General features: G+C 66.7%; 17 protein-coding genes. 6 read left to right on the forward strand and 11 right to left on the reverse strand.

Annotated features, from left to right (window positions below; all coding sequences use genetic code 11):
• The first annotated feature begins 32 nt into the window (after window positions 1-32).
• Window positions 33-662, forward strand: coding sequence for a methyltransferase (locus V6R86_RS02940; RefSeq protein ID WP_338501948.1), 630 nt, complete (start codon window positions 33-35; stop codon window positions 660-662).
• Between the two features lie 3 nt (window positions 663-665).
• On the opposite strand, the gene V6R86_RS02945 is transcribed toward V6R86_RS02940, so the two are convergent.
• Window positions 666-1,841, reverse strand: coding sequence for a phosphatidylserine/phosphatidylglycerophosphate/cardiolipin synthase family protein (locus V6R86_RS02945; protein WP_338501951.1), 1,176 nt, complete (start codon window positions 1,839-1,841; stop codon window positions 666-668).
• A 161-nt stretch (window positions 1,842-2,002) separates the two neighbouring features.
• Between V6R86_RS02945 and rpoZ the strand changes: the two genes are divergently transcribed.
• Window positions 2,003-2,344: a DNA-directed RNA polymerase subunit omega gene (gene rpoZ, locus V6R86_RS02950; protein WP_338501954.1), complete on the forward strand. Its 342-nt coding sequence runs from the start codon at window positions 2,003-2,005 to the stop codon at window positions 2,342-2,344.
• 41 nt (window positions 2,345-2,385) lie between these two features.
• Here rpoZ and V6R86_RS02955 read toward each other — a convergent pair whose 3' ends face one another.
• Window positions 2,386-2,901: a helix-turn-helix domain-containing protein gene (locus V6R86_RS02955; protein ID WP_338501957.1), complete on the reverse strand. Its 516-nt coding sequence runs from the start codon at window positions 2,899-2,901 to the stop codon at window positions 2,386-2,388.
• Window positions 2,902-3,049: 148 nt separating this feature from the next.
• Between V6R86_RS02955 and V6R86_RS02960 the strand changes: the two genes are divergently transcribed.
• The gene (locus V6R86_RS02960; protein ID WP_338501959.1) at window positions 3,050-5,140 is read left to right on the forward strand and encodes a bifunctional (p)ppGpp synthetase/guanosine-3',5'-bis(diphosphate) 3'-pyrophosphohydrolase; all 2,091 of its coding nucleotides are present in this window, start codon (window positions 3,050-3,052) and stop codon (window positions 5,138-5,140) included.
• Here V6R86_RS02960 and V6R86_RS02965 read toward each other — a convergent pair.
• Complete coding sequence (locus tag V6R86_RS02965; RefSeq protein WP_338501962.1) at window positions 5,137-7,413, reverse strand: NADP-dependent malic enzyme; 2,277 nt, start codon at window positions 7,411-7,413, stop codon at window positions 5,137-5,139. The genes V6R86_RS02960 and V6R86_RS02965 overlap by 4 nt on opposite strands.
• 145 nt (window positions 7,414-7,558) lie before the next feature.
• Here V6R86_RS02965 and mutS point away from each other — a divergent pair, with 145 nt between their 5' ends.
• Entirely contained in the window at window positions 7,559-10,144 is a 2,586-nt protein-coding gene (gene mutS, locus V6R86_RS02970; RefSeq protein ID WP_338501965.1) for a DNA mismatch repair protein MutS, read from the forward strand.
• Here the strand turns inward: mutS and V6R86_RS02975 are convergent.
• Window positions 10,129-11,262: an aspartyl/asparaginyl beta-hydroxylase domain-containing protein gene (locus V6R86_RS02975; RefSeq protein WP_338501968.1), complete on the reverse strand. Its 1,134-nt coding sequence runs from the start codon at window positions 11,260-11,262 to the stop codon at window positions 10,129-10,131. The genes mutS and V6R86_RS02975 overlap by 16 nt on opposite strands.
• Window positions 11,263-11,352: 90 nt before the next feature.
• Here V6R86_RS02975 and V6R86_RS02980 point away from each other — a divergent pair, with 90 nt between their 5' ends.
• Window positions 11,353-13,977 (forward strand): [protein-PII] uridylyltransferase, encoded by a 2,625-nt coding sequence (locus tag V6R86_RS02980; protein WP_338501971.1) that lies wholly within the window; start codon window positions 11,353-11,355, stop codon window positions 13,975-13,977.
• 62 nt (window positions 13,978-14,039) lie between these two features.
• On the opposite strand, the gene V6R86_RS02985 is transcribed toward V6R86_RS02980, so the two are convergent.
• Window positions 14,040-16,820 carry a TonB-dependent receptor gene (locus tag V6R86_RS02985; RefSeq protein WP_338501972.1) on the reverse strand — a complete coding sequence of 927 codons (2,781 nt, stop codon included), beginning with the start codon at window positions 16,818-16,820 and terminating at the stop codon, window positions 14,040-14,042.
• A 225-nt stretch (window positions 16,821-17,045) separates the two neighbouring features.
• Window positions 17,046-17,576, reverse strand: a complete 531-nt coding sequence (gene infC / locus V6R86_RS02990; protein ID WP_338501974.1) for a translation initiation factor IF-3 — start codon at window positions 17,574-17,576, stop codon at window positions 17,046-17,048.
• A gap of 191 nt (window positions 17,577-17,767) precedes the next feature.
• Here infC and V6R86_RS02995 point away from each other — a divergent pair, with 191 nt between their 5' ends.
• Window positions 17,768-18,283, forward strand: a complete 516-nt coding sequence (locus V6R86_RS02995; protein ID WP_338501977.1) for a hypothetical protein — start codon at window positions 17,768-17,770, stop codon at window positions 18,281-18,283.
• Here V6R86_RS02995 and thrS read toward each other — a convergent pair.
• Genes thrS through V6R86_RS03020 form a run of 5 tightly spaced genes read right to left on the reverse strand, consistent with a single transcriptional unit; the run spans window position 18,280 to window position 23,110 of the window.
• Window positions 18,280-20,298, reverse strand: a complete 2,019-nt coding sequence (gene thrS / locus V6R86_RS03000) for a threonine--tRNA ligase (protein ID WP_338501979.1) — start codon at window positions 20,296-20,298, stop codon at window positions 18,280-18,282. The two genes, V6R86_RS02995 and thrS, sit on opposite strands and share 4 nt — an antisense overlap.
• Window positions 20,299-20,342: 44 nt before the next feature.
• Entirely contained in the window at window positions 20,343-21,053 is a 711-nt protein-coding gene (locus V6R86_RS03005; protein ID WP_338501981.1) for a GNAT family N-acetyltransferase, read from the reverse strand.
• Window positions 21,054-21,093: 40 nt separating this feature from the next.
• Window positions 21,094-21,459, reverse strand: a complete 366-nt coding sequence (locus V6R86_RS03010; protein ID WP_338501983.1) for an iron-sulfur cluster assembly accessory protein — start codon at window positions 21,457-21,459, stop codon at window positions 21,094-21,096.
• Window positions 21,459-21,929, reverse strand: a complete 471-nt coding sequence (locus V6R86_RS03015; RefSeq protein WP_338501986.1) for an SUF system Fe-S cluster assembly protein — start codon at window positions 21,927-21,929, stop codon at window positions 21,459-21,461. Before V6R86_RS03015 ends, V6R86_RS03010 begins: the two co-directional genes overlap by 1 nt.
• A complete protein-coding gene (locus V6R86_RS03020) occupies window positions 21,926-23,110 on the reverse strand; it encodes a cysteine desulfurase (RefSeq protein ID WP_338501988.1) in 1,185 nt (394 codons plus the stop codon). Before V6R86_RS03020 ends, V6R86_RS03015 begins: the two co-directional genes overlap by 4 nt.
• Window position 23,111 lies beyond the last annotated feature (1 nt).

The raw sequence follows: 23,111 nt of genomic DNA on the forward strand, positions 1-23,111 counted from the left end.
AGCCGTCCGCGGACACTTTAGCCGGAGCCCCCATGCAAGCCACGTCCGCCCGCGCGCTCAAGGAACGGCGCCGTCATGATCGCCGCCGTCGGAACGGCTCCGAGCGACTCGCCTTCCTCCGCGGTTTCTTCAAGAACCCGGTCATGGTCGGCTCCGTCATCCCGTCGAGCCGCCGTTTGATCGACAAGATGCTGGGTCCGGTCGATTGGCCGAACACCCGGCTGTTCGTCGAATATGGCCCGGGCGTCGGCACCTTCACCCGCATCATTCTTGATCGCCTGCCCGAAGATGCGCGGCTGGTCACCATCGACACCAATCCTGAATTCACCGCTTTCCTCAAGGAAAGCATCGACGATCCGCGGCTGATCGCGATCACCGCCAGCGCCGCCGACGTCGAAAAGGTGCTGGAAGAACGCGGGCTCGGCCACGCCGACTATATCCTCTCGGGCCTGCCCTTCTCGACCCTGCCGCCGGGCGTCGGCGATGCCATCGGCGCTGCCACCGCACGCGCGATCCGGCCGGGCGGCGCGTTCCTTGTTTATCAGTTCAGCCCCAAGGTCCGCGACTTCATCGCCCCCGTGTTCGACCGCCTCGACCGCGGCTTTGAATGGGTCAACGTGCCCCCGGCGACCCTGTTCTGGGCGTGGCGCAACGAGGCCTGAGCTTCAGCCCTCGGGTCCGAAGTTCAGCCGCCGCGTCACGGTATAATCCACCGCGGTCACCAGGAAATTGGAGAGCGCCCACTTCAACCGGCGCCACCAATGCGCCCGCTCGCGATGCAGCGCCGGGGTAATTTCCTGGCACTTGGCCAGCTCGCCTTCGAAAAAGCCCCGCATCTGCGCCGCAAAGCCCGCATCCTCGATCCGCAGCATCATCTCGAGGTTGAGATACAGGCTGCGGAAATCGAAATTGGCCGACCCGATGTGCACCACGTCGTCGAGGATCAGCAACTTGGTGTGCAATTTCTCGGGCTGATATTCGAACATTCGCACCCGGTGACTAAGCAGGCGGCGATAGGTATGCCGGGCAGCGGCGATGGTGGCATTGTTGTCCGACCTTGCCGCAGTGACGATCCGCACCTCGCCGCGGCGGCCGAGCCGGCGGAGCCGCCGAAGCATCGCGAACGGCGGCGAGAAATAGGCCGAGATCATGTCCAGCCGGCCCGCCGCGTGAAGATCGCGGGCGATACCGAAGGTCCACGGATGCCCGCGCCGGACCGGCCCCGTATATTGCCACTGCAGCGCCCCCTTGCGCTGGGTATGCCGGTGCAGGATCCGGCGCAGTTCACGCAGCTTGGGACCCTTGCGCACGGTCCAGCCATGAAGCGCATCGAAATAGCGCGCGGCCGGGCGCACCGCGGCGCCTTCGATGTGCAGCCACAGGTCGCGCCACCGCTCGTCCGAATGGTCGCTCATGTAATCGACCGTGAGGTTGGCGCCGCCCGTGATCGCTTCCTTGTCGTCGATCACCACCAGCTTCTGATGATTGCGCAGGAGATAGCGGACGCCGATCCGCGGATTGAACAGACAGCTCTTGCCCCCCGCCCCTTTCAGCGGGTCGAAGAAGTCGGACGGGATGTCGGACCCGAAGCCGTCGAGGATGACGTTGACGGTGCAGCCCCGCTGCGCCGCCCGCACCAAAGCGTCGCGCACGGCTTCGCCCACCGCGTCGGCGTCCATCATGTAGAACAGCAGCCGGATCGACTTTTTTGCCCCTTCGATCATCCGCAGTAGCAGCCGCAACCGTTCCGACCCGCCTTCGATCAGTGTCAGGCGCGTTCCCGCCACGTCCACGTGGATCGCGGAGGACGAGGCGACCGGCGGCTCGGCAAGGTCGTGCATGCAAACCATCGGTAAAGCGCCGTGCGACGCACGCAACCCCGTCGACGCCGTGATGGCCGACAGAGGCGGGACCGAGCCGCTTTCCTTGACTTCGCAGGGGTAACGACCTAGGTCCCCACCCTTCTCTTTTCAGCTTTGCACCTCATGGAAGGCCACGCCTGATGGCACGCGTCACCGTCGAAGATTGCGTCGACAAGGTTTCGAACCGTTTCGATCTCGTTCTGCTTGCCGCCCAGCGCGCACGGCAGATCTCGGGCGGCGCCGATCTCACCATCGATCGCGACCGCGATAAGAATCCGGTCGTGGCCCTGCGCGAGATCGCCGAGGAAACCGTTCGTCCCAAGGAACTGAACGAGGCCCTGGTGTCGAGCCTGCAGCGCGTCCAGATCGACGAGGAAGACGCGACCGACGAACTGGCCTCGCTCAGCGAATCGGCCGAAGCGCTGCGTCTCACCGCTGCCGCGCCGCCGCGTCCGACCCCGTCGGGCGGCGATTACGAGTAAGGATTAATCGCGCCGCGGTCCTGGGCCGCGGCGCATTCCGGTCAGGCCGCGACCTGCCGCGCGCGCGGCGGCGAGGGCATCTGCAATTCGGCGCCGTCCGAGCCGATCCAGACCAGATCCTCGATGTCCAGCTGACGACCGTCGTGCGCATGCACAGTGATCCGCGCCACCGGCTTGCGGTCGCGGCGATCGGCCAGCTCCGGATGACCCGGTTTGCCAAGCCCCGCATCGAGCGCCCATTGGCGCAGCGCGACCATCACCGGGACCAACGCCGCACCGCGTTCCGTCAGGCCGTAGATCACCTTGCGCCCGTCCTCGGGATCGGGCGAACGAGCCAGGATTCCGGCGCTGACCAACCGCCCCAGCCGGTCGGACAGAATGTTGCGGGCGATACCGAGGCAGGACTGGAATTCCTCGAAATGCCGCAGGCCGAGCATCGAGGCGCGGATGATCAGGCAGGTCCAGCGCTCGCCGATGACCGCCACCGCTTCGGGAATGGGACAGGCATCCGAGGTGGCCTGAAACGCTTGCACCAAACCCACATCACGCCCTGCCACTCGACTTCCCCCATCGTTGAGCCGGGCGGAAACAAGCATAATTTTCAGAGGCATGCCAGCAGGCCACGACACGGTCGCACGTCTGTTGCGCCAAAGTCGCACCACTTCGCGCTTGCAACATGACGGGCGCTGGTCCCATCTAGAGACGGTGCTGAGACAATATGAGCTGGTGGAGCGGGTACGCTCCTATGATCCCGACGCCGACGAGGCGCTGATCAATCGCGCCTATGTCTTCTCGATGAAGGCGCACGGATCGCAAACCCGCGCGTCGGGCGATCCTTATTTCAGCCACCCGATCGAGGTGGCGGGCATTCTCACCGACTTGAAGCTCGACGACGAGACGATCGTCACCGGCATCCTGCACGACACGATCGAAGACACTGTCGCCACCCCCGACGAGGTGGAGCGCTTGTTCGGCGCCAATGTCGCGCGGCTGGTCGACGGGGTGACCAAGCTCAGCAAGATCGAAGCACAATCGGAAAACGAGCGGGCCGCCGAGAACCTCCGCAAGTTTCTCCTCGCGCTTAGCGGCGACATTCGCGTGCTGCTGGTGAAGCTCGCCGACCGCCTCCACAACATGCGCACGCTTCATCACATCCAGAAGGAGGACAAGCGCCGCCGCATCGCCCGCGAGACGATGGATATCTATGCCCCGCTCGCCGAGCGGATCGGCATGTACGAGATCATGAACGAGATGCAGACGCTGGCCTTCCGGCAACTGGAGCCCGACGCCTATGCCTCGATCACCCGCCGCCTGTCGCAGCTCCACGCCGAGGGCGGCGATATCGTCAGCCGGATCGGGCTCGGGCTTCAGCTGCACCTCGCCGACAATGGCCTCGAAGCCGAAGTCACGGGGCGCGAGAAGCATCCCTATTCGATCTGGCGCAAGATGGCCGAGCGCCACATCAGTTTCGAGCAATTGTCCGACGTCATGGCCTTCCGCGTGATCGTCGACGATGTCGACCAATGCTATCGCGCGCTGGGCCTGATCCAGCGCCGCTGGCCGATGGTCCCGGGCCGCTTCAAGGACTTCATCTCGACCCCCAAACGCAACGGCTATCGCAGCATCCACACCTCGGTCATTCACGACAGCAAGATGCGGATCGAGGTGCAGATCCGCACGCGCGAGATGCACCTCCAGGCCGAAAAGGGCCTCGCCGCCCACTGGGCCTACAAGGAAGGCAAGCCCGCCGCCGACATTCACGTGCCGTGGATCGACGATCTGGTCGAGATCCTCGATCATGCCGACAGCCCCGAGGAGCTGCTCGAGCATACCCGGATGGCGATGTACCAGGACCGGATCTTCGCCTTCACGCCCAAGGGCGAGCTGATCCAGATGCCCAAGGGCGCAACCCCGGTCGATTTCGCTTACGCCGTCCACACCCGGCTCGGCGACAAGACGGTCGGGGCCAAGGTCAACGGCCGCGTGGTCCCGCTCCGCACCCTGCTCGACAATGGCGACCAGGTGGAGATCCTGACCAGCGACGCGCAGACGCCCCAGCCCTCGTGGCTGCGCTTCGTCGCGACCGGCAAGGCGCGGTCGGCGGTGCGCCGTTTCGTCCGCCACAAGGAGCGCGACGAAACGGTCGAGCTCGGCGCCAAGATCTACGACGAGATCGTGGCCCGCCTGCCCGCGCCGCTATCCAAGGAAGCGCTGCCCCGGGCGCTGAAGAAGCTCAAGATCGAGGACGAAGACGCGCTGATGATCGCCATCGCGCGCAAGCGGATCGGCGACGACGCGCTGATGGAAGCGCTGATGCCGGGATCGACCGGAGGCGACGTCGCGCCGCGCCCGTCGTCCCAGCGCCGCGCCATTTCGATCCGCGGGCTTACCCCGGGTGTCGCTTTCCACCTCGCACCCTGCTGCCACCCTATTCCCGGCGATCGGATCGTCGGCCTGCGCCGCGAGGATGAGGAGATCGAGGTCCACGCGATCGGCTGCGACCTTCTCGCCAGCGGAATCGACGCCGACTGGCTCGACCTCAGCTGGAGCGACGATTCGGACGGCGCCACCGCGCGGCTGTGCATCATCCTGCGCGACGTGGCGGGCGCGCTCGGCACCATGGCGACGACGCTTGGCGCGAAAGGCGCCAACATTATCAATCTGGCGCAAGTCCACCGCGACGGGTCGTTCCATACCTTCCACGTTGACGTGGAAGTGCACGACCTCGCGCACCTCCACACGATCATGGCCGCGCTTCGAGCCGCCGACGCCGTGTCCAGCGTCGAGCGGGTCTAACCCCGCCCGCGCGCCCGCTCGACCGCGCCTGCGGCGAGCACCGCCAAAGTCACGAGATCGCTTGCGCCGGCGGTCATCGGGGCGATCTGCACCGGCAGCTTCATGCCGATCAGGAACGGCCCGATCACGCTTTCCCCGCCCAGCGCGCGCAGCAGCTTGGCCGACAGGCTGGCCGACTGAAGACCCGGCATGATCAGGATATTGGCCGGGCCGTTGAGGCGGCTGAACGGATAATATTTGCGCTGCATATCGTGATTGAGCGCAAGATCGGGCGCCATTTCGCCTTCATATTCGAAATCGCACTGCCGCTCGTCGAGCAGCTGCACCGCGTCGCGCAGATTGTCGACATAAGCCCCCGGCGGATTGCCGAAGGTCGTGTAGCTGACAAACGCCACGCGCGGCTCCTGCCCCATGCGACGAGCGAAGGCGGCAGAGCGAATGGCGATCGAGGCGAGGTCCTCGGCGGTCGGACGCTCGGTCACTGCGGTGTCGGCGATCAGCACCGTCTGATTCTGGCCGACCACGATGTTGACCCCGAACGGCGGCGCGCCTTCTTCCTGGTCGACAACCATCGACACCTGCCGCAGCGACTGGCTGAACGGGCGGGTGACACCGGTGATCATCGCATCGGCCTCACCCAGCGACAGCATCGCCGCGGCGAAATAATTGCGGTCCTGATTGACCATCCGCTCGATCTCGCGCCGCAGGAAACCGCGGCGCTGGAGGCGGCCATAAAGGTGATCGACCGCGCGCCCGACCAGCGGTGAGTTGCGGCTGTTGAGCACTTCGAAGCCCGACGGATCATCGACTCCCAGCTCGCGCAAACGGTCGTGGACGTCTTCGCGCCCGACCAGCACGGGCGTTCCATAGCCCGCATCCTTGAACGCGATCGCCGCCCGCAGAACGACCTGTTCCTCGCCCTCGGCGAACAGGACGCGCTTGGGATTGGTCTTGGCCGCTTCGTAGGCCAGGCTGAGCACGCTGACCGTCGGATTGAGCCGGGCCCGCAGCGACTGGCGGTACGCCGCGAAATTCTCGATCGGCCGCTGCGCCACGCCCGACCGCATGGCGGCTTCGGCGACAGCGGCGGGAACCACCTCCATCAGGCGCGGGTCGAACGGCGCGGGGATGATGTAATCGGCGCCAAAGCGCTGGCTGACCCCGCCATAGGCCGCCGCCACTTCCTCCGGCACCGCTTCGCGCGCCAGTTCGGCAAGCGCATTGGCGGCGGCGATCTTCATCTCGTCGTTGATCGCAGTCGCCCGCACGTCGAGCGCGCCGCGGAAGATGAAGGGGAAGCCGAGCACGTTGTTGACCTGGTTCGGATAATCAGACCGACCGGTGGCGACGATCGCATCGGGACGCGCGGCCTTGGCTTCGGGCGGGGTAATCTCCGGGTCCGGGTTGGCCATCGCGAAAATGATCGGCTGCGGCGCCATGTCGGTCACCCATTCGGGCTTCAGCGCCTTGGCTGCCGACAGGCCGAGGAACACGTCGGCCCCGACCAGCGCATCGGCGAGACTGCGCCGCTCGGTAACCACCGCATGCGCGCTCTTCCACTGGTCGAGATCGTCGCGGCCCTTGTGGATGACGCCCGTGCGGTCGCACATGATGACATTGTCACCGCGCACGCCCATCGCCTTGATCAGCTCGGTGCAGGCGATGGCGGCGGCGCCCGCGCCGTTCACCACCACCTTGATGTCCTTGAGCTCGCGCCCGGTCAGCAGGCAAGCGTTGATTAGCCCCGCCGCAGTGATGATCGCGGTGCCGTGCTGGTCGTCGTGGAACACGGGAATGTTCATCCGTTCGCGCAGCGTCTGCTCGATCACGAAGCAGTCGGGCGCAGCGATGTCCTCGAGGTTGATGCCGCCGAAGCTCGGCTCCATCAGCGCCACCGCGTTGATGAAGGCGTCGGGATCACGGGTATCGAGTTCGATATCGATCGAATCGACGTCGGCGAAACGCTTGAACAGCACCGCCTTGCCTTCCATCACCGGCTTGGACGCCAGCGCGCCAAGATCGCCGAGGCCGAGAATGGCAGTGCCGTTGGAGATCACCGCGACAAGATTGCCCTTGGCGGTGAAGTCATAGGCGCAGGCCGGGTTCTCGGCGATCGCCCGCACCGGCACCGCGACCCCGGGCGAATAAGCGAGGCTAAGGTCGCGCTGGGTCGCCATCGGCTTGGAGGCGACGATCTCGATCTTTCCAGGCCGGCCGCGCGAATGGAAATGCAGCGCCTCGGCTTCGGAAAACTTCACATTGCTTTCGGACATGGGGCGTCCCTAGCGCAAGTCGGCAAGCAGCCCAACTTCGTTCGTGCTGAGCGAAGTCGAAGCACGCGGGCGCCAATGCCCTTCGACTTCGCTCAGGGCGAACGAAAGTGTGTCGCCGGCGATCAAGTCGGGCTAAGCCGACCAAATGGCCCGGGCCGACGCCGACACCCCGATGATGCAGCAATATCACCGCCTCAAGGACGAGGCCGGTGACGCCTTGCTGTTCTACCGCATGGGCGACTTCTTCGAACTGTTCTTCGAGGACGCCAAGACGGCCGCCGCCTGCCTCGACATCGCGCTGACCAAACGCGGCGACGGCGTGCCGATGTGCGGGGTCCCTTGCCACTCGGCCGAAAGCTATCTCGCCCGCCTGATCCGCGCCGGCCACCGCGTCGCCATCGCCGAGCAGATCGAAAGCCCGGCCGAAGCGCGCAAGGCGCGCGGCTCCAAGGCATTGGTCGAGCGCGCGATCGTCCGGCTGGTGACGCCGGGCACGCTGACCGAGGACACCCTGCTCGACAGCGGTTTGGCCAATTGGCTGGCGGCGGTCGGGCGCGCGGGCGACGACTGTGCCATCGCGGCCTGCGATATTTCGACGGGGCGATTCGAACTCGTCGCCTGCGCCGGGGACGAGCTTGCCGCCGAACTGGCGCGGCTCGGGCCCGCCGAAGTGATCGGCGGCGAGCCGCTTGCCGGGATCGAGGCACGCTGGGGCTACGAAGGCTTCGACAGCGCGGGCGGGGAACGGGCGCTGAAGCGGCGGTTCGGACTGGGCGATCTCGACGGGCTCGGCAGCCCGGGACGGGCCGAGCTGGCGGCGGCGGGCGGGCTGCTCGCCTATCTCGACGCGACCCAGCGCGAGGCGACCGCCTTTCTCGGCCTGCCGCGCCGGGTCCAGCGTTCGGCGCACATGGCGATCGATGCGGCGACCCGCACCAGCCTCGAAATCTGCCGTACTGCCGAAGGCGCAATCGCGGGGTCGCTGCTCGGCGAAGTCGACCGCTGCGTCACCGCTGCGGGACGCCGCCTGCTCGGCAGCGACCTAGCCGCGCCGCTCACCGACCGCGCGGCGATCGAGGACCGGCTCGACCTCGTCGCCTGGTTCTCGGAAGAACCGATCCGCCGTGACCGCCTGCGCAGCGCCTTGCGCAGCCTGCCCGATCTCGGCCGGGCGCTCGGGCGGCTGGTCGCCGGCCGCGGTGGCCCTCGCGACCTAGCGTCCCTACGCGATGGCCTTGGCGGCGCGGCCGAGCTTGCCGCCACCCTCGGTGGGCAAGCGCTTCGACCCCGCTTGCTCGACACCTTGCTGCCGCTGCTCGGCGGCCACGAAGCGCTAACCGGAGCGCTCGGCCACGCCCTGGTGCCCAGCCCGCCGCTCGATGCCGCCAAAGGTGGGTTCATCGCCGAAGGGTTCGACCCCGAACTCGACGCGCTCCGCTCGGCCTCCAGCGACGGCCGCCGCGCGATTGCCGATCTGGAAGCCCGCTACCGCGAAGCGACCGGCGTCACCGCGCTCAAGATCCGGCACAATGCCGTCCTCGGCTATCACGTCGAAGTACCCGCCAAGCACGCCGACAAATTGCTCGCTCCCGACAGCGGCTTCACCCATCGCCAGACGATGGCGGGCGCGGTGCGCTTCAACAGCCCGGCGCTGCACGAGGAAGCGAGCCGCGTGCTCGAAGCGGGTGGCCGCGCGCTGACGCTGGAGCAAGCCCATCTCGCTTGCCTGACCGCCGCCGCCGTGGCCGAAGCCGCGCCGATCAGCGCCACCGCCGATGCGCTCGCCCGGATCGACGTCGCCGCCGCATTGGCCGAACGAGCGAGCGAAGGCGGCTGGGTCCGCCCTGCGCTCGATGACACGCCCTGCCTCGAGATCGAAGGCGGCCGCCACCCGGTGGTCGAGCGCGCACTGGCCCGAGGCGGCGACCGCTTCGTCGCCAACGATTGCTGCCTTGGCGCCAGCGACCGCCTGTGGCTGATCACTGGCCCCAACATGGGCGGCAAATCGACCTTCCTGCGGCAAGTCGCACTGATCGCCTTGTTGGCGCAGGCCGGCAGCTTCGTCCCGGCGAGCCGCGCAAAGGTCGGCCTAGTCGATCGCCTGTTCAGCCGTGTCGGCGCGTCCGACAATCTCGCCCGCGGGCGTTCGACCTTCATGGTCGAAATGGTGGAAACCGCCGCCATCCTCGCCCAAGCGACGGAGCGCAGCCTGGTCATCCTCGACGAAATCGGGCGCGGCACCTCAACCTATGACGGGCTCGCGATCGCCTGGGCGGTGGTCGAGGCAATGCACGACGAGGCGAAATCGCGCACCCTCTTTGCGACCCATTATCACGAACTCACCCGCCTCGCCGGGCGACTGCCGTGCCTGTCGCTGCACAATGTCCGCGCGCGCGAATGGAAGGGCGATCTGGTCCTGCTGCACGAAGTCGCAGAGGGCGCGGCGGATCGCAGCTACGGTATCGCCGTGGCGCGGCTGGCGGGGCTGCCGCCGACGGTCGTCGCCCGCGCGAAATCGGTGCTGGCGAAGCTCGAAGCGGGCCGCGATGCCACCGGCGGGATTGCCGCGGGACTCGACGACCTGCCGCTGTTCGCCGCGGCGGCGGCGAGCGAACAGCCGGCCGATCCGCTGGCCGAGGCGCTGGGCGACATCGACCCCGATGCGCTCACCCCGCGCGAAGCGCTCGAGGCGCTGTACCGCCTAAAGACGCTCGCTCAGCCTTCGCCGTAAAGCCCGATCGCTTCGAACATCACCGACAGCGCCGCGCGTTCGTCGGGATCAAGCGCTGGATTCCACACCTCGAGCAGCAGGACGATGCGGGTCTCGTCGCTGTCGTTGAAGGCTTCATGCTCGATCGAATCGTCGAACAGCAGACCCTTGCCCGCTTCGACCTGCCGAACGTGATTGCCGACCCTCAGGCGGCAACCCTCTGGAACGATCAGGGGAATGTGGCAGATCAGCCGGGTATTGAGCATTCCCCAGTGCGGCGGGATGTGGGTGCGCGGGCGAAGCTGTGAGAACAGAATATTGGGCGCGCGGCCGGTGATCATGGGAATCGGCGCCGCCTCCAGCGCCTGCATCGTCGCCGGGCAGCGCGCCGCATTCTCCGGCACGACCGCGCCGTCCTTCCACAGGTAAAGCGCGCTCCAGCGAGGGTCGCCCAGCAACGCATGCCCGCGGTTGGCACGGGTGGCGTCGCCCTGCACATAAGGAGCGAAACCATCCCCGCCGAGCAGAGCCTCGACCTCCTGCCGCATCGCCGGTGCCGCCGCTTCAAGGTCGGCGATCCACGGAAAAGCCGCGGTGTCGTAAAAGGCGATCTGCGGCAAGCCGGGATAGAAAAAGCTGGTCGGCTGCTGCAGTTGGACCGGCGCTTCTCCCTGGAGAATAGCGATCGCTTCCGAAAACCGCTCCGGTCGCCGCGTGCCAAGTCCCCCGTCCCGAAGGCGCTGCTCGAGATGATCGCCGAACCTCTTCTGGGCCGAGGTAATGAGCCCGCGCGCCCGCGTCAGACGCTCGGCAAGCGCCGGCGGCGGATTTGCCGGCGCCTGCGACAAAGCCAACGAGAGAAAACTTACCGCCGCGCGATCGTCCCCGCGCTCCGCGATCAATTCGCCCTTTGCGAGCAGGGCCTGGACGAACCGCCCATCAAGCTGAAGCGCGCGATCCAGCGCCGCTTCGCAGCCGGCCGTGTCGCCCCCGGCCCGGCGTGCCTCGGCCAACAGCAGCCACACGGGTGGCGGCGCGTCGGCACGAACCGCTTGTTCTTCGAGAAAAGATCGCGCGCCCGGGTCGCCGCGACGCAGGCGCTCGAGTGCCGAAGCAAGAACGGTCGGCCAATCGGACACAATTGTCTTTCTCTTCGTCGGCGGGGACGAAGCCAAGGCTAGCAGTGTCGGCTCGCCGTTCAAGGCGCGATTGGGTACACAGGGAACGCAATGGCCGACCTGCCTTCCCTGTCCGACCGGCTCGCGGCGTATCGCGCCGAAGTGGAACGCCGCGTCCGGGCCGACCCCACCTGCGGCCGCGATCATGCGGCGTTCGTGTCCGCATTCACCGACAGCCTCGTGCGCCAGGCGTTCGCCGACGCCCGCGCGGCCTATCCCAATCCCAACCCGTCCGCGGCCGAACGAGTCAGCCTGGTCGCGCTCGGCGGCTATGGGCGCGGCGAGATGGCGCCGTTCAGCGACATCGACCTCATGTTCCTGACCCCCACCCCGCGCACGCCGTGGTGCGAGCAGGTAATCGAAGCCACGCTCTACGCCTTGTGGGACGCCAAGCTGAAGATCGGCCAGGCGATCCGCACCATTCCCGAACTCCTTCACCTGGCGCGCGAGGACATGACGGTCCGCACGGCGATGCTGGAATCGCGGCTGGTCGACGGCGACGCCGCCCTGTTCGACGACGCCCGCACCCGCTTTCGCGATGAGATCGTCGCCGGCAGCGCGGCCGAATTCGTGTCCGCCAAGCTCGCCGAGCGCGATGCCCGGCACGAGAAATTCGGGGACAGCCGCTATCTGGTCGAGCCCAACGTCAAGAACGGCAAGGGCGCGCTGCGCGATCTTCAGACCCTGTTGTGGGTCGGCCGCTATGTCCGCGACGTCCGAATCTCCGCCGAACTGGTCGACGCGGGGCTGCTGACACCTACCGAATTCGCGCGCTTCGACCGGGCCGAGCGTTTCTACTGGTCGGTCCGTTTCCTTCTTCACCTCGCGACCGGGCGCGCCGAAGAACGGATGAGCTTCGCCCACCAGCGCGAACTCGCGGCCGCGCTCAACTACGCCGACCGCCCGGGCAAGAGCTCGGTCGAGCGGTTCATGCACATGTATTTCCTCCAGGCCCGCAGCGTCGGCGACCTGACCGGCCAGTTTCTCGCCCAGCTCGACGAGCAGCTCGGCGACAAGGGCCGCCGCTTCGCGCTGCCGACCTTTCTCCGCCGCCCGCGCAGGCTCGGCGGGTTCGTCATCAGCCGCGGTCGGCTGGCGCTGCCGCACGACCGTTTCCTGCGCGAAGACCCGCGCCGGCTGCTCGCGCTGTTCGCGCTGGCCGCCCGCGAAAAGCTCGAAATTCACCCCAGCGCGATGCGCGCCGCCACCCGCGATGCGCGGCTGGTCGAACAGGTCCGCGACGATCCCCAAGCCAACGCCCTGTTCCTCGACGTGCTGACCACGCGCGAGCATCCCGAATTGGTGCTGCGCTGGATGAACGAAGCGAATGTCTTCGGCCGCTTCGTGCCCGACTTCCGCCGCGTCGTCGCGCAGATGCAGTTCGACATGTATCACCACTACACCGTCGACGAGCACACCATCCGGGCGGTCGGCCTGCTCGCCGCGATCGAGCGGGGCGAGCTTGGCGACGACCACCCACTCGCCACCGCCCTGTTCCGGCAGATCGGATCGCGGCGCGTGCTGTACGTCGCGGTGCTGCTCCACGACATCGCCAAGGGCCGCAAGGGCGACCATAGCGTCCTCGGCGAACAGGTCGCCCGAGAACTTTGCCCGCGCTTCGGGCTCGACCCCGGCGAGACCGATACGGTTGCTTGGCTGGTCCGCCATCATCTGCTGCTCAGTCACACCGCCTTCAAGCGCGATCCGGCGGACCCCAAGACCATCGACGACTTCGTTGCCCTGGTGCAAAGCCCGGAGCGGCTGCGGCTGCTGCTGATCCTCACCGTGGTGGACATCAGGGCGGTGGGGCCGGGCGTCTGGACCGAGTGGAAGCGCAAGCTCATTCGCACGCTCTACGATCTGGCCGAGGAGCGACTTCGGCTGGGGCACAAGCAGCGCGGGCGGGCGGAAGAGATCGCGCTTCGCCAAGGCCAGCTGTCGCGGGCGCTGGGCTGGGCGGAAGCACCGGCGAAAGCGCACGCGCGGCGCCTTCCCGACAGCTATTGGCTGGCCGAACCGCCCGAAATCGCGCTCGACAACGCGCGGCAGATCGTTGCCGCCGAAGCCGTCCCCGGGCCGCTCGACCCCTCGGTCCGGGTCGAGCCGGGCACCGAAGCCGCAACCCGGGTAACGGTCTATACCGCCGACCGGCCGGGCCTGTTCTTCCGAATCGCGGCGGCGCTGGCGGCGGCCGGTGCCGAGATCGTCGACGCGCGCATCCACACCACCAGGGACGGCATGGCGCTCGACAATCTGCTGGTCCACGACCGCCAGGGCCAGGTCTATGGCGACCGCCGCCGCCGCCAGCGTCTCGCCAGGGCGGTCACCGCGGCGCTTGGCTCAGGACCGCCGCCCGATCTTCCCGAAGTCGCCCCTTCGGCCTTCGAGGTCGCGCCCTCCATCACCATTGCCGAGGGTGCATCGCGCCGTTTCACGGTGGTCGAGGTGCAAGCGGCCGATCGTCCCGGCCTGGTCGCCGCGCTGGCGCGCGCCATTTTCGAGCAGCAGGTGGCGATCCATTCGGCGCATATCGCCACCTTCGGGGAGCGCGCGGTCGACGTCTTCTATCTTGCGAGCGAAACGGGCCGCAAACTGACCGCCGAGGAGATTGCCCGGCTGCGCCCCGCCCTGCTCACCGCCGCAAGCCAGCCCCGCCAGGATGCGGCCGCCGCCTGACCAATAGGAAAAAGGCCCCGCGGTCGCCCGCGAGGCCCTCCCCCTGTCAAAAGGACTTTGCCTCAGAGGCGCGTGCGAACCGTCAGGCCGTAAGTGCGCGGCTCGGCGAGGAAGGCGCCGAACAGCTGGTTCGAACGGGCGTAGAAGCCCTGCTGGACACCGCGCTGCGTGCCCGAGCCTTGCGCGAAGGCATCGAACGCGACCTGCAGATAATCCTCGTTGAAGAGGTTCTGCGCCCACAGTTCGACCGCCCAGCGGCGATCCGGCCCCTGGATGCCGATACGGCCATTCACCACCGCATAGGAGTTCTGCAGCTTCTCGAGATCGAGATCCGAACCGGTGTTGAACTTCGACTGGTAGCGGGCATCGACATAGAACAACGCGCGGATGCCGCTGTCGGTGATCCGCGGGTTGAAGCTCATCGAGCCGGTCCCGACAAACGCCGAGCTGTTGGACAGGCGGCGGCCCGGCAACTGGAACAGCGCGTTGGTCAGCGGACTGCCGTCTGTGCCAACCAGGTTGTTGGCATAGCGGGTGTTCACGAAGGTAGTGCCGAGGTTGATCGCGACATCCGTGACCGGACGCATGAACAGCTCGACCTCGACGCCCTTGCTGGTCACGCCGGGCTTGGTGTCGCCAGTGCAACCACCCGTGAGCGGGCTGTTGTCACGGTCCGCACCGCCAAGATCGGCCTTACAGGCATTGACGTTGACGACGATGAAGCGGGTGCCGTCAAAGGTGTTGAGCTGGAAGTCCTCGAACCGCTGAAGGAAGGCGGCGACGTTGATGTCGATGCCGCGGCCGTTGAACTTGGCGCCGAGTTCGTAGGCGTTGTTGATCTCGGGCGCGAACTGCAGGCCGTTGAGGCTCGCGGTCGGAAGCACCGGACCGTTGTTGTTCTGGCGCGCCAGGCCGGCTCGATCGAGGTTGAAGCCGCCGCCCTTGTAGCCGCGCGAATAGCTCGCATAGGCCAGCAGCTGGTCGGTCGGCTTGTAGCTGACCACCGCGGTGCCGGAGAATTCGCTCTCCTTCTTGCGGCTTTCGGCCGGGTTGACGTTGCCGCCCGGAACCGACGGGTTGAAGCAGGCGAGCTGCTGCAGCGCGGCCAGCGGGCTTCCGAGCAGCGACCGGCAGATCACGTTGTTGTCGGTGAAGCGCGCATCCAGTTCCTTGGTCTCGCGGGTGTAGCGCAGACCGAGGGTGACCTTCAGGCGGTCGGTGACGTCGAAGATGTTGTGGGTGAACAGCGCCAGGTTGTTGCTGGTCTGGTCGTAGACGTCGAGCAGGCCGGCATTGTTCAGCGTCCCAGTCGGCTGACCAAGCGCCGCAGCGATGCTGCCGAAGCCCGGACGCGCCGGATTGGCGAGCAGCGCCGGAAGCACGGCGAGCAGCTGCTGGCGCTGCGCTTCGGTAACGCCGGGGACCGAGCCGGCGCGAAGCGCTGTCAACGTGCCGGTGGCGACGGCGGTGTTGATGCAGCTCGACCCCACCAGCGGGCTCGGCGAGAGGGCGGTCGGAAGGACGCCGTTGATCAGCAGGCAGTTGGCGAACCGCTCATAGTCCGAACCGAAGCTGAGGTTGTCCGACACCTTGAGCTTCTCGTTGGCGTAATAGCCACCGACCAGCCAGTCGAGACGGCCGTTGAAGGCCTCGCCCTGGAGACGAAGCTCCTGGGTGAAGGTCTTGAAGCGGTTGTAGCTGTTGCCGTCCGCCGCGCGGTGAAGGATGTCGAGGTTGTTGTAGTCGGCGTCGGTGCCGCGTGTGTACTTGTTGTAGCGATAGGCTGTGATCGAGGTCAGTTCGGCACCACCGAAATCGTGAACGATCTCGCCCGATCCACCCCAGTCGCGAACGTCGCTCTGGTAGCCGAAGCCCGGGGTCCAAGTGGCGCGGCGGGCGAAAGTATCGTCGTTGATGACCGCACCCAGCGCCTGAAGCAGCGGCTTGGCGGTCGACGTCGTGCGTCCGGACAGGATCGCGTCGGTAGCAGGCAGGTAGGAGGCGGCGCAGCAGGTCTCGTCACGCTTGGCGAAGTCGCCGATCAGGCGTACCGAGGTCGCATCGCTCGGCTGGAACAGGAGCTGGCCGCGCAGCAGGTAGCGGTTGCGATCGTTGGCATCTTCGCCGGTGATCGAATTGATGACGAAGCCGTCGCGCTTGACGTACACGCCGTCGACACGGGCCGCGATGTTGGAGCTGAGCGGACCGGTCAGGCCGAGTTCCAGGCGGCGGAAGTCGTAGTTGCCGATGTCGATCTGGCCGTTGGCGCCGAACTGGAAGCGCGGCTTGGCGGTGATGACCGAGATGATGCCGGCCGAGGCGTTGCGGCCGAACAACGTGCCCTGCGGACCGCGCAGCACTTCGACGCGGTCGATCTGACCAAGCTCCGACAGGCCGACGCCGGTACGCGAGCGATAAACGCCGTCGATAAAGGTCGCGACCGAGCTTTCGAGCCCGGGGTTGTCGCCGACGGTGCCGATGCCGCGGATACGGGCCACGCCCGCGCCGGCTTCGGACGAGGTCGAGGAAACCTGCAGCGAGGGCGACAGCTGCTGGAGCTGCCGAAGGTCCGTGACGCCCGAATTCTCAAGGCTTTCTGCGGTAACGGCGCTGACCGCCAGCGGAACGTCCGACAGCGCTTCGTTACGGCGCGTCGCGGTGACCACGATGTCGCCGTTGTCGCTGCTCGGTGCCTGCTGGGCGGTGTTGTCGACCGCGGCCGCTTCGGCGGTGGCGCCGTCGGTCGGCTGGGCGGCACCCTGATCGGTGTCGGTCGACTGGGCGAAGGCCGGAGTCGAAATGGCGAACAGGCCCGCCGAAAGCAGCCAAATGGACTTGCGCATGAAGGAACCCCTCCTAACAAAACTGTAAGGGAGGGGCCTAGAGCAGCCGCGCCGCTCTTGGGAAGCGGGCCACACAGTCAATCGAGCGAAGAAAACGAAATGTTACCGGGCAGCAACATCATGCGGTGCAGCAAATAGTCATGCTGCACCGCACACTGGCATTAACGTACTTACTGCCGGGAATAGCTGGTCGACGAAGAATTCATGGCTTTTCCGCCACATCCGTTACTTGGGTGACAGCACCATCAGCATTTGCCGACCTTCCATCCGCGGATGGGCCTCGACCTTGGCGATTTCGCCGGTTTCCGAGGCAACCCGCTGAAGCACCGCCATACCGAGCTGGCCATGCGCCATTTCGCGGCCACGGAATCGCATAGTGACCTTGACTTTGTCCCCGTCACCCAGGAACTCGACGACCTTCTTCATCTTGGTCTCGTAGTCGTGGTCGTCGATGTTGGGACGCATCTTGATCTCCTTGATCTCCTGCGTCTTTTGCCGCTTGCGCTGCTCGTTGGCCTTTTTCTGCGCTTCATACTTGAAGCGGCCAATATCGAGGAATTTGGCGACGGGCGGATCGGCATTCGGGCTGATCTCGACCAGATCGAGCCCGACTTCGGCAGCCTGCTCGATCGCTTCACGCGTAAACATCACGCCAAGGTTCTCGCCGTTTTCATCGATCACCCGCACCTTCTGGCTTTGGATGAATTCGTTGTAGCGAGGACCGGAAAGCTGGGGCGGCGCCAGAGGGCGCCTCATTGGCGGACGTATAACGCAATCTCCATTGGTAATTGAACAACTGTGCCAGCTAGGCCCTTCGCCCTCACCTGAAAAGAGGGCGACACGACCACCCGTGCATTTTGTGGCGGCCTGTGGCGGCGTGGCGTCATTCGCGCCTCTCGTCGCCTTCGCCGACTCTCCCTACATAGGAAGTCGGAGAAAGAATTACGATGCTCGAGTTTCTTGGCGGCCTACTGCTGTTCTTCCTGACCCTGGTGGTGCTGGCGGTCTGGCTCGGAATTCGGATGGCGCGCCGGCTGATGCGCACCGCGCGCGGTTTTGCCGGCAGCTTCACGCAAGGGATGCCGGGCTTTTCGGCGATTCCCGATCCGCGCTGGGCGCGGCTTGCGGCCTTGCTAGACCGGCGCCAGCGGGAAGCCGCGCGGGTCGCGCGCGAGCGGATCGCCGCCCTGCTGGCCGAGCGCGGCTCGGCGGCGCTGACCCCCGACGAAGCGCAATTGATGATCAGCTGCGAAAAGCGCGTGCCCGAACTGATCGACACCTGCCTCGACCGCTGCCGCACCGCGCGCCCGACCGAGCGCTGCGATTATGCCGGCCCGACGCTGGAGCGGCTGGTGCGGATCGGCGAGGAAGCCGAGGCGACGAGGCAGGCGATCCGCGCCCGCGACGACGGGCGCCTCACCACCATGCACCATTATTTCGACGCGGTGACCGCGAAAAATTAGACCGCGCGAAGGTCCGGCGGAGTTGCCTCGGCCTTCAGCATCGCCATCGCCTCGTCGAGACTCAGCACCTGCTGGCGCTCTTCGCTGCCAAGGCGACGCACGGCGACGGTGCCTTCCTCCGCCTCGCGCTTGCCGACGACCAGCAGCAGCGGGACCTTGGCGAGGCTGTGTTCGCGCACCTTGTAGTTGATCTTCTCGTTGCGCGTATCGGCCTCGACCCGGAAGCCCGCCGCCTGAAGCTTGGCGGTGACCTCGTTGGCGTAATCGTCAGCATCCGACACGATGGTCGCGACCACCGCCTGCACCGGGGTCAGCCACAGCGGCAGATTGCCGGCGAAATGCTCGATCAGGATGCCGATGAAGCGCTCGAACGTGCCGAGGATGGCGCGGTGGAGCATCACCGGGCGGTGGCGCTCGCCATCCTCGCCGATGTAGCTGGCGTCCAGCCGCTCCGGCAGCACGCGGTCGGACTGGATGGTGCCGACCTGCCAAGTCCGGCCGATCGCGTCGGTCAGGTGGAATTCTAGCTTGGGCGCATAGAAAGCGCCCTCGCCCGGCAATTCTTCCCACCCAAACTCGGGCGTCGCGCGGCCGCTCGACACCACCGCCTCGCGCAGTTCGGCCTCCGCCTTGTCCCACATCTCCTCGCTGCCGAAGCGCTTCTCCGGACGCAGCGCCAGTTTCACCGCGTACTTATCGAAGCCGAGATCGCGATAGATGCCGTCCAGCAGGTCGCAGAAATCGCGCACCTCCTGCACCAACTGATCCTCGCGGCAGAAGATGTGGGCATCGTCCTGCGTAAACTGGCGCACCCGCATGATGCCGTGCAGCGCGCCGTGCGGCTCGTTGCGGTGGCAGCAGCCGAATTCGGCCATGCGAAGCGGCAACTCGCGATAGCTGGTGATGCCCTGCTTGAAGATCAAAACGTGCGCCGGGCAATTCATCGGCTTCAGCGCCATCCACTCGGCGTCGTCCGACACCAGCGGCCCCTCGTCCTCGGTGTTGGGCACCTCGTCGGGGATGACGAACATGTTCTCGCGATACTTGCCCCAGTGGCCGGACTTCTCCCACTGGCGCGCATCCATCACTTGCGGGGTCTTGACCTCGTGATAGCCGGCGGCATCGAGCTTGCGGCGCATATACGCCTCGAGCTGCCGCCAGATGAGGAAGCCCTTGGGGTGCCAGAAGACGCTGCCATGCGCTTCGGCCTGGAGGTGGAACAAATCCATCGCCTGGCCCAGCTTGCGATGATCGCGCTTGGCCGCTTCTTCGAGCCGCGTCAGATGCTCGGCGAGCTGCTTCTTGTTGAGCCACGCCGTCCCGTAGATGCGGCTCAGCATCGGGTTCTTGGGATCGCCGCGCCAGTAAGCGCCCGACACGCGGGTCAGCTTGAACGCCTGCGGATCGAGCTTGCCGGTGCTGGCCAGATGCGGCCCGCGGCACAGGTCCATCCAGGCATCCTCGCCCTTGCCGGAGCGATACATGGTTATGGTCTGGTCGGCCGGAAGCTCCATCACCCACTCGGATTTGAAGGTCTCCCCGGTGCGGGCGAAGAAATCGCGCACATCCTCGCGCTTCCACACTTCGCGGATCAGCGGCTCGTCGGCGGCGATGACGCGGCGCATCGCTTCCTCGATCGCGGGCAGGTCTTCCTCGGTGAACGGACCACGATCGGGGGCGGGCGCGAAGTCGTAATAGAAGCCGTCGTCGGTTGCCGGACCAAAGGTGATCTGGGTGCCGGGATACAGCTTCTGCACCGCTTCGGCGAGGACGTGGGCATAGTCGTGCCGGACCAGTTCCAGCGCGTCCTTTTCGTCGCGCGCGGTGATCAGCGCGAGCTCGGCATCCTCTTCGAACGGGCGCATGATATCGCGCACCTCGCCATTCACGCGCGCGGCGAGCGCCGCCTTGGCGAGGCCCGGCCCGATGGCCGCGGCGACGTCGGCCGGGGTCGAGCCTTCCGGCATCTCCCGCACGGTGCCGTCGGGAAGCGAGATTCGGAACATCTTGGACATGCGCCCGCCCTTAGCGGGTGCGTCGCGCGATGTGCACCCCCCGGCTAGAGCGGCTTGCCGAAGACGACCAGCCGCTCGACTTCGGCAAAGCCGTTGGCTGCATGCCAGGCGATGCTCGCCGCATTGTCGGGCCAGGTATCGGAGCCAAGCCAGTCGAGCCCCTCGCCGCGCGCCCAGTTTTCGACGGCCCGGAGCAGCGCACGCGCCACCCCCGCCCCGCGCTGCGCCGGATCGACCCACAAATCCTCGACGTAAGCCGCGCGAAGGTGCGGCGCCCCTTCGGCATAATTGCGCACGCGGGCGTCAATCAGCCCGATCGCATTGCCTGCTTCGTCCTCGGCGAGGAACGCGACATAGGGTTCGGGCAGGCGCACCCACTCCTCGATTTCGCTGCGGAATTCGGCGGGGTCGGTGCCCTCGTCCAGCCGGGACAGCATCCTCGCCCAGGCGGGGTGATCCGCTTCCTCCGCCCGGCGCACGCGGATCATCGCGCGGTGCGGGCCTCGCATCGTCATCGGCGCGGCGCAGCCATCGACGCGGCGGTCGACCGCCATGAAGGTCTGGGCCGGCGGCAGGTTGCCGAGCTTGCGGGGGCCGAGCCGCTCGCCCTGCTTGCGGGCGAGGCTCATCGGGGTCTCGGGGCAGCGCTTGTCGGCATAAGGGCTTTGCACCGGCATCGGGGCGGCTGGGCGGACCGGAGTGGCCGGAGCAGCGCCGAGAAGGGGCACGGCGGCGAGGATGGCAAAAGCACGCATCGGCGGTTCCTCCTGACGTGCGATCATACCACGATCGGCCTCAGACGGTGAAGCTCTCTCCGCAGCCGCAGCTGCCCTTGGCATTGGGATTTTCGAACACGAAGCCGGCGGTGAAATCGTCCTCGCGCCAGTCCATGACGCTGCCGATCAGATACAGGATCGAGCCGCCATCGACGTAGAAGGTGCCGCCGGGAGTCTCGATCTTCTCGTCGAACTTGTCCTCGGCGGTGACGTAGTCGACCGAATAAGCGAGGCCCGAGCAGCCGCGCCGCGGGGTCGACAGCTTGACCCCGATCGCGTCCGCCGGGGCCTGCGCCATGAGGTTGGCAACGCGCTGCTCGGCACTGGGGGTCAGCGTGATCGCGGCCGGGCGCGGGCGGCGGGTGGCGGTGGTCGTCTCAGCCATCACAGCATCCCCAGTTCGAGGCGTGCTTCGTCGCTCATCTTGCTTGGATCCCACGGCGGATCCCACACCAACTTGACCTCGGCATCGCGGACGCCCGGCACCGACAGCACGCGGATCTCGACCTCGCCCGGCATCGATTCGGCGACCGGGCAATGCGGGGTGGTGAGCGTCATCAGCACCGTCGCATCGCCGTCGTCGGTCACGCTGACATCGTAGATCAGCCCGAGCTCGTAGATATCGACCGGGATTTCCGGGTCGTAGATGGTCTTGAGCGTCTCGACGATCGCCGCCTGAAGATCGCCGCCGGCACCGCCCGCGGGGACTTCGGCGGGCTGCTGATCGAGGAAGCCGGCGAGATAGTCGCGCTTGCGCTCGAACGTTTCGGCGGGTGTTTCCAGGTCGACGCGGGCCTTGGGCGGCGGGGCGACCGCGTCCACTTCCTCGGTCTCGATCTTGCGTTGTTCGTTCATCCGAAGATCCGCTTCACTTTCTTCAGGCCTAGGACCAGCGCGGCGATATCGCCGCTGTCGCTATGGGCCGCAAAACTCGCCCGGCAGGTGGCGGGAACGCCGAGCAGCTGCATCAACGGCTGGGCGCAATGATGCCCGGCCCGGATCGCCACGCCTTCGTCGTCCAAGATGGTGCCGACATCGTGCGGATGCACCCCCTCGACCTCGAAACTGACGATCCCGGCGCTTGTCTCCGGCCCGAACAGCCGGACATAACCAAGCTCGCGCAGCGCGGCGCGGCATTCGGCGACGAGGCCGGTTTCATGCGCATGTATGCGATCGATGCCGATGCCCTCGACCCAGTCGATCGCCGCGGCCAGCCCGATCCCGCCGACGATATGCGGGGTGCCCGCTTCGAACCGCTGGGGTGGGGGCATGAAGGTGGTGCGCTCGAACGTGACCTGGTCGATCATCGCCCCGCCGCCCTGCCACGGCGGCATTGCGTCGAGCAGCGCCTTGCGGCCCCACAACACGCCGATCCCGGTCGGTCCGTACAGCTTGTGGCCCGAATAAGTGTAGAAGTCCGCGCCGCTCGCCGTCACATCGATCGCGACCCGCGGCGCGGCCTGGCAACCGTCGAGCAGCAGCAGGGCGCCCTTGGAGTGCGCGATCTCCGCCGCGCGGGTCACGTCGAGGATCGAGCCGAGCACGTTCGACACGTGCGCGAACGACACGACTCGATGCTTGTCTGAAATCATCGCCTCGGCGGCATCGAGATCGATCTGGCCATCGGCGGTCAGCGGCACGACGTCGATGGCGTAACCGGCGAGCTGCCACGGCACGATGTTGCTGTGATGCTCGAGCGCCGATAGCAGCACCCGGCCGCGGCCTTCCTTGGGCAGCACCTGCGCCACCAGATTGATCGCCTCGGTCGCGCCGCGGGTGAAGACGACTTCTTCCGCCGCGCCGCCGATGAATTGCCCTGCCCGCGCCCGCGCCGCTTCGTACGCCAGCGTCATGTCGGCGCTGCGCTGATAAACCCCGCGATGCACCGAGGCATAATCCTGCGCATAGGCCCGCGTGATCGCGTCGATCACCGCCTGCGGCTTTTGCGCGGAGACGGCGCTGTCGAGATAATGCCAGCCGGCAATCGCCGGAAACTGGTCGCGCACGTCGAGCGGCGCGCTAATCGGGGCCTCCATG

It is taken from the genome of Sphingomonas kaistensis, assembly GCF_036884275.1.
Classification (GTDB): Bacteria; Pseudomonadota; Alphaproteobacteria; order Sphingomonadales; family Sphingomonadaceae; genus Sphingomicrobium; species Sphingomicrobium kaistense_A.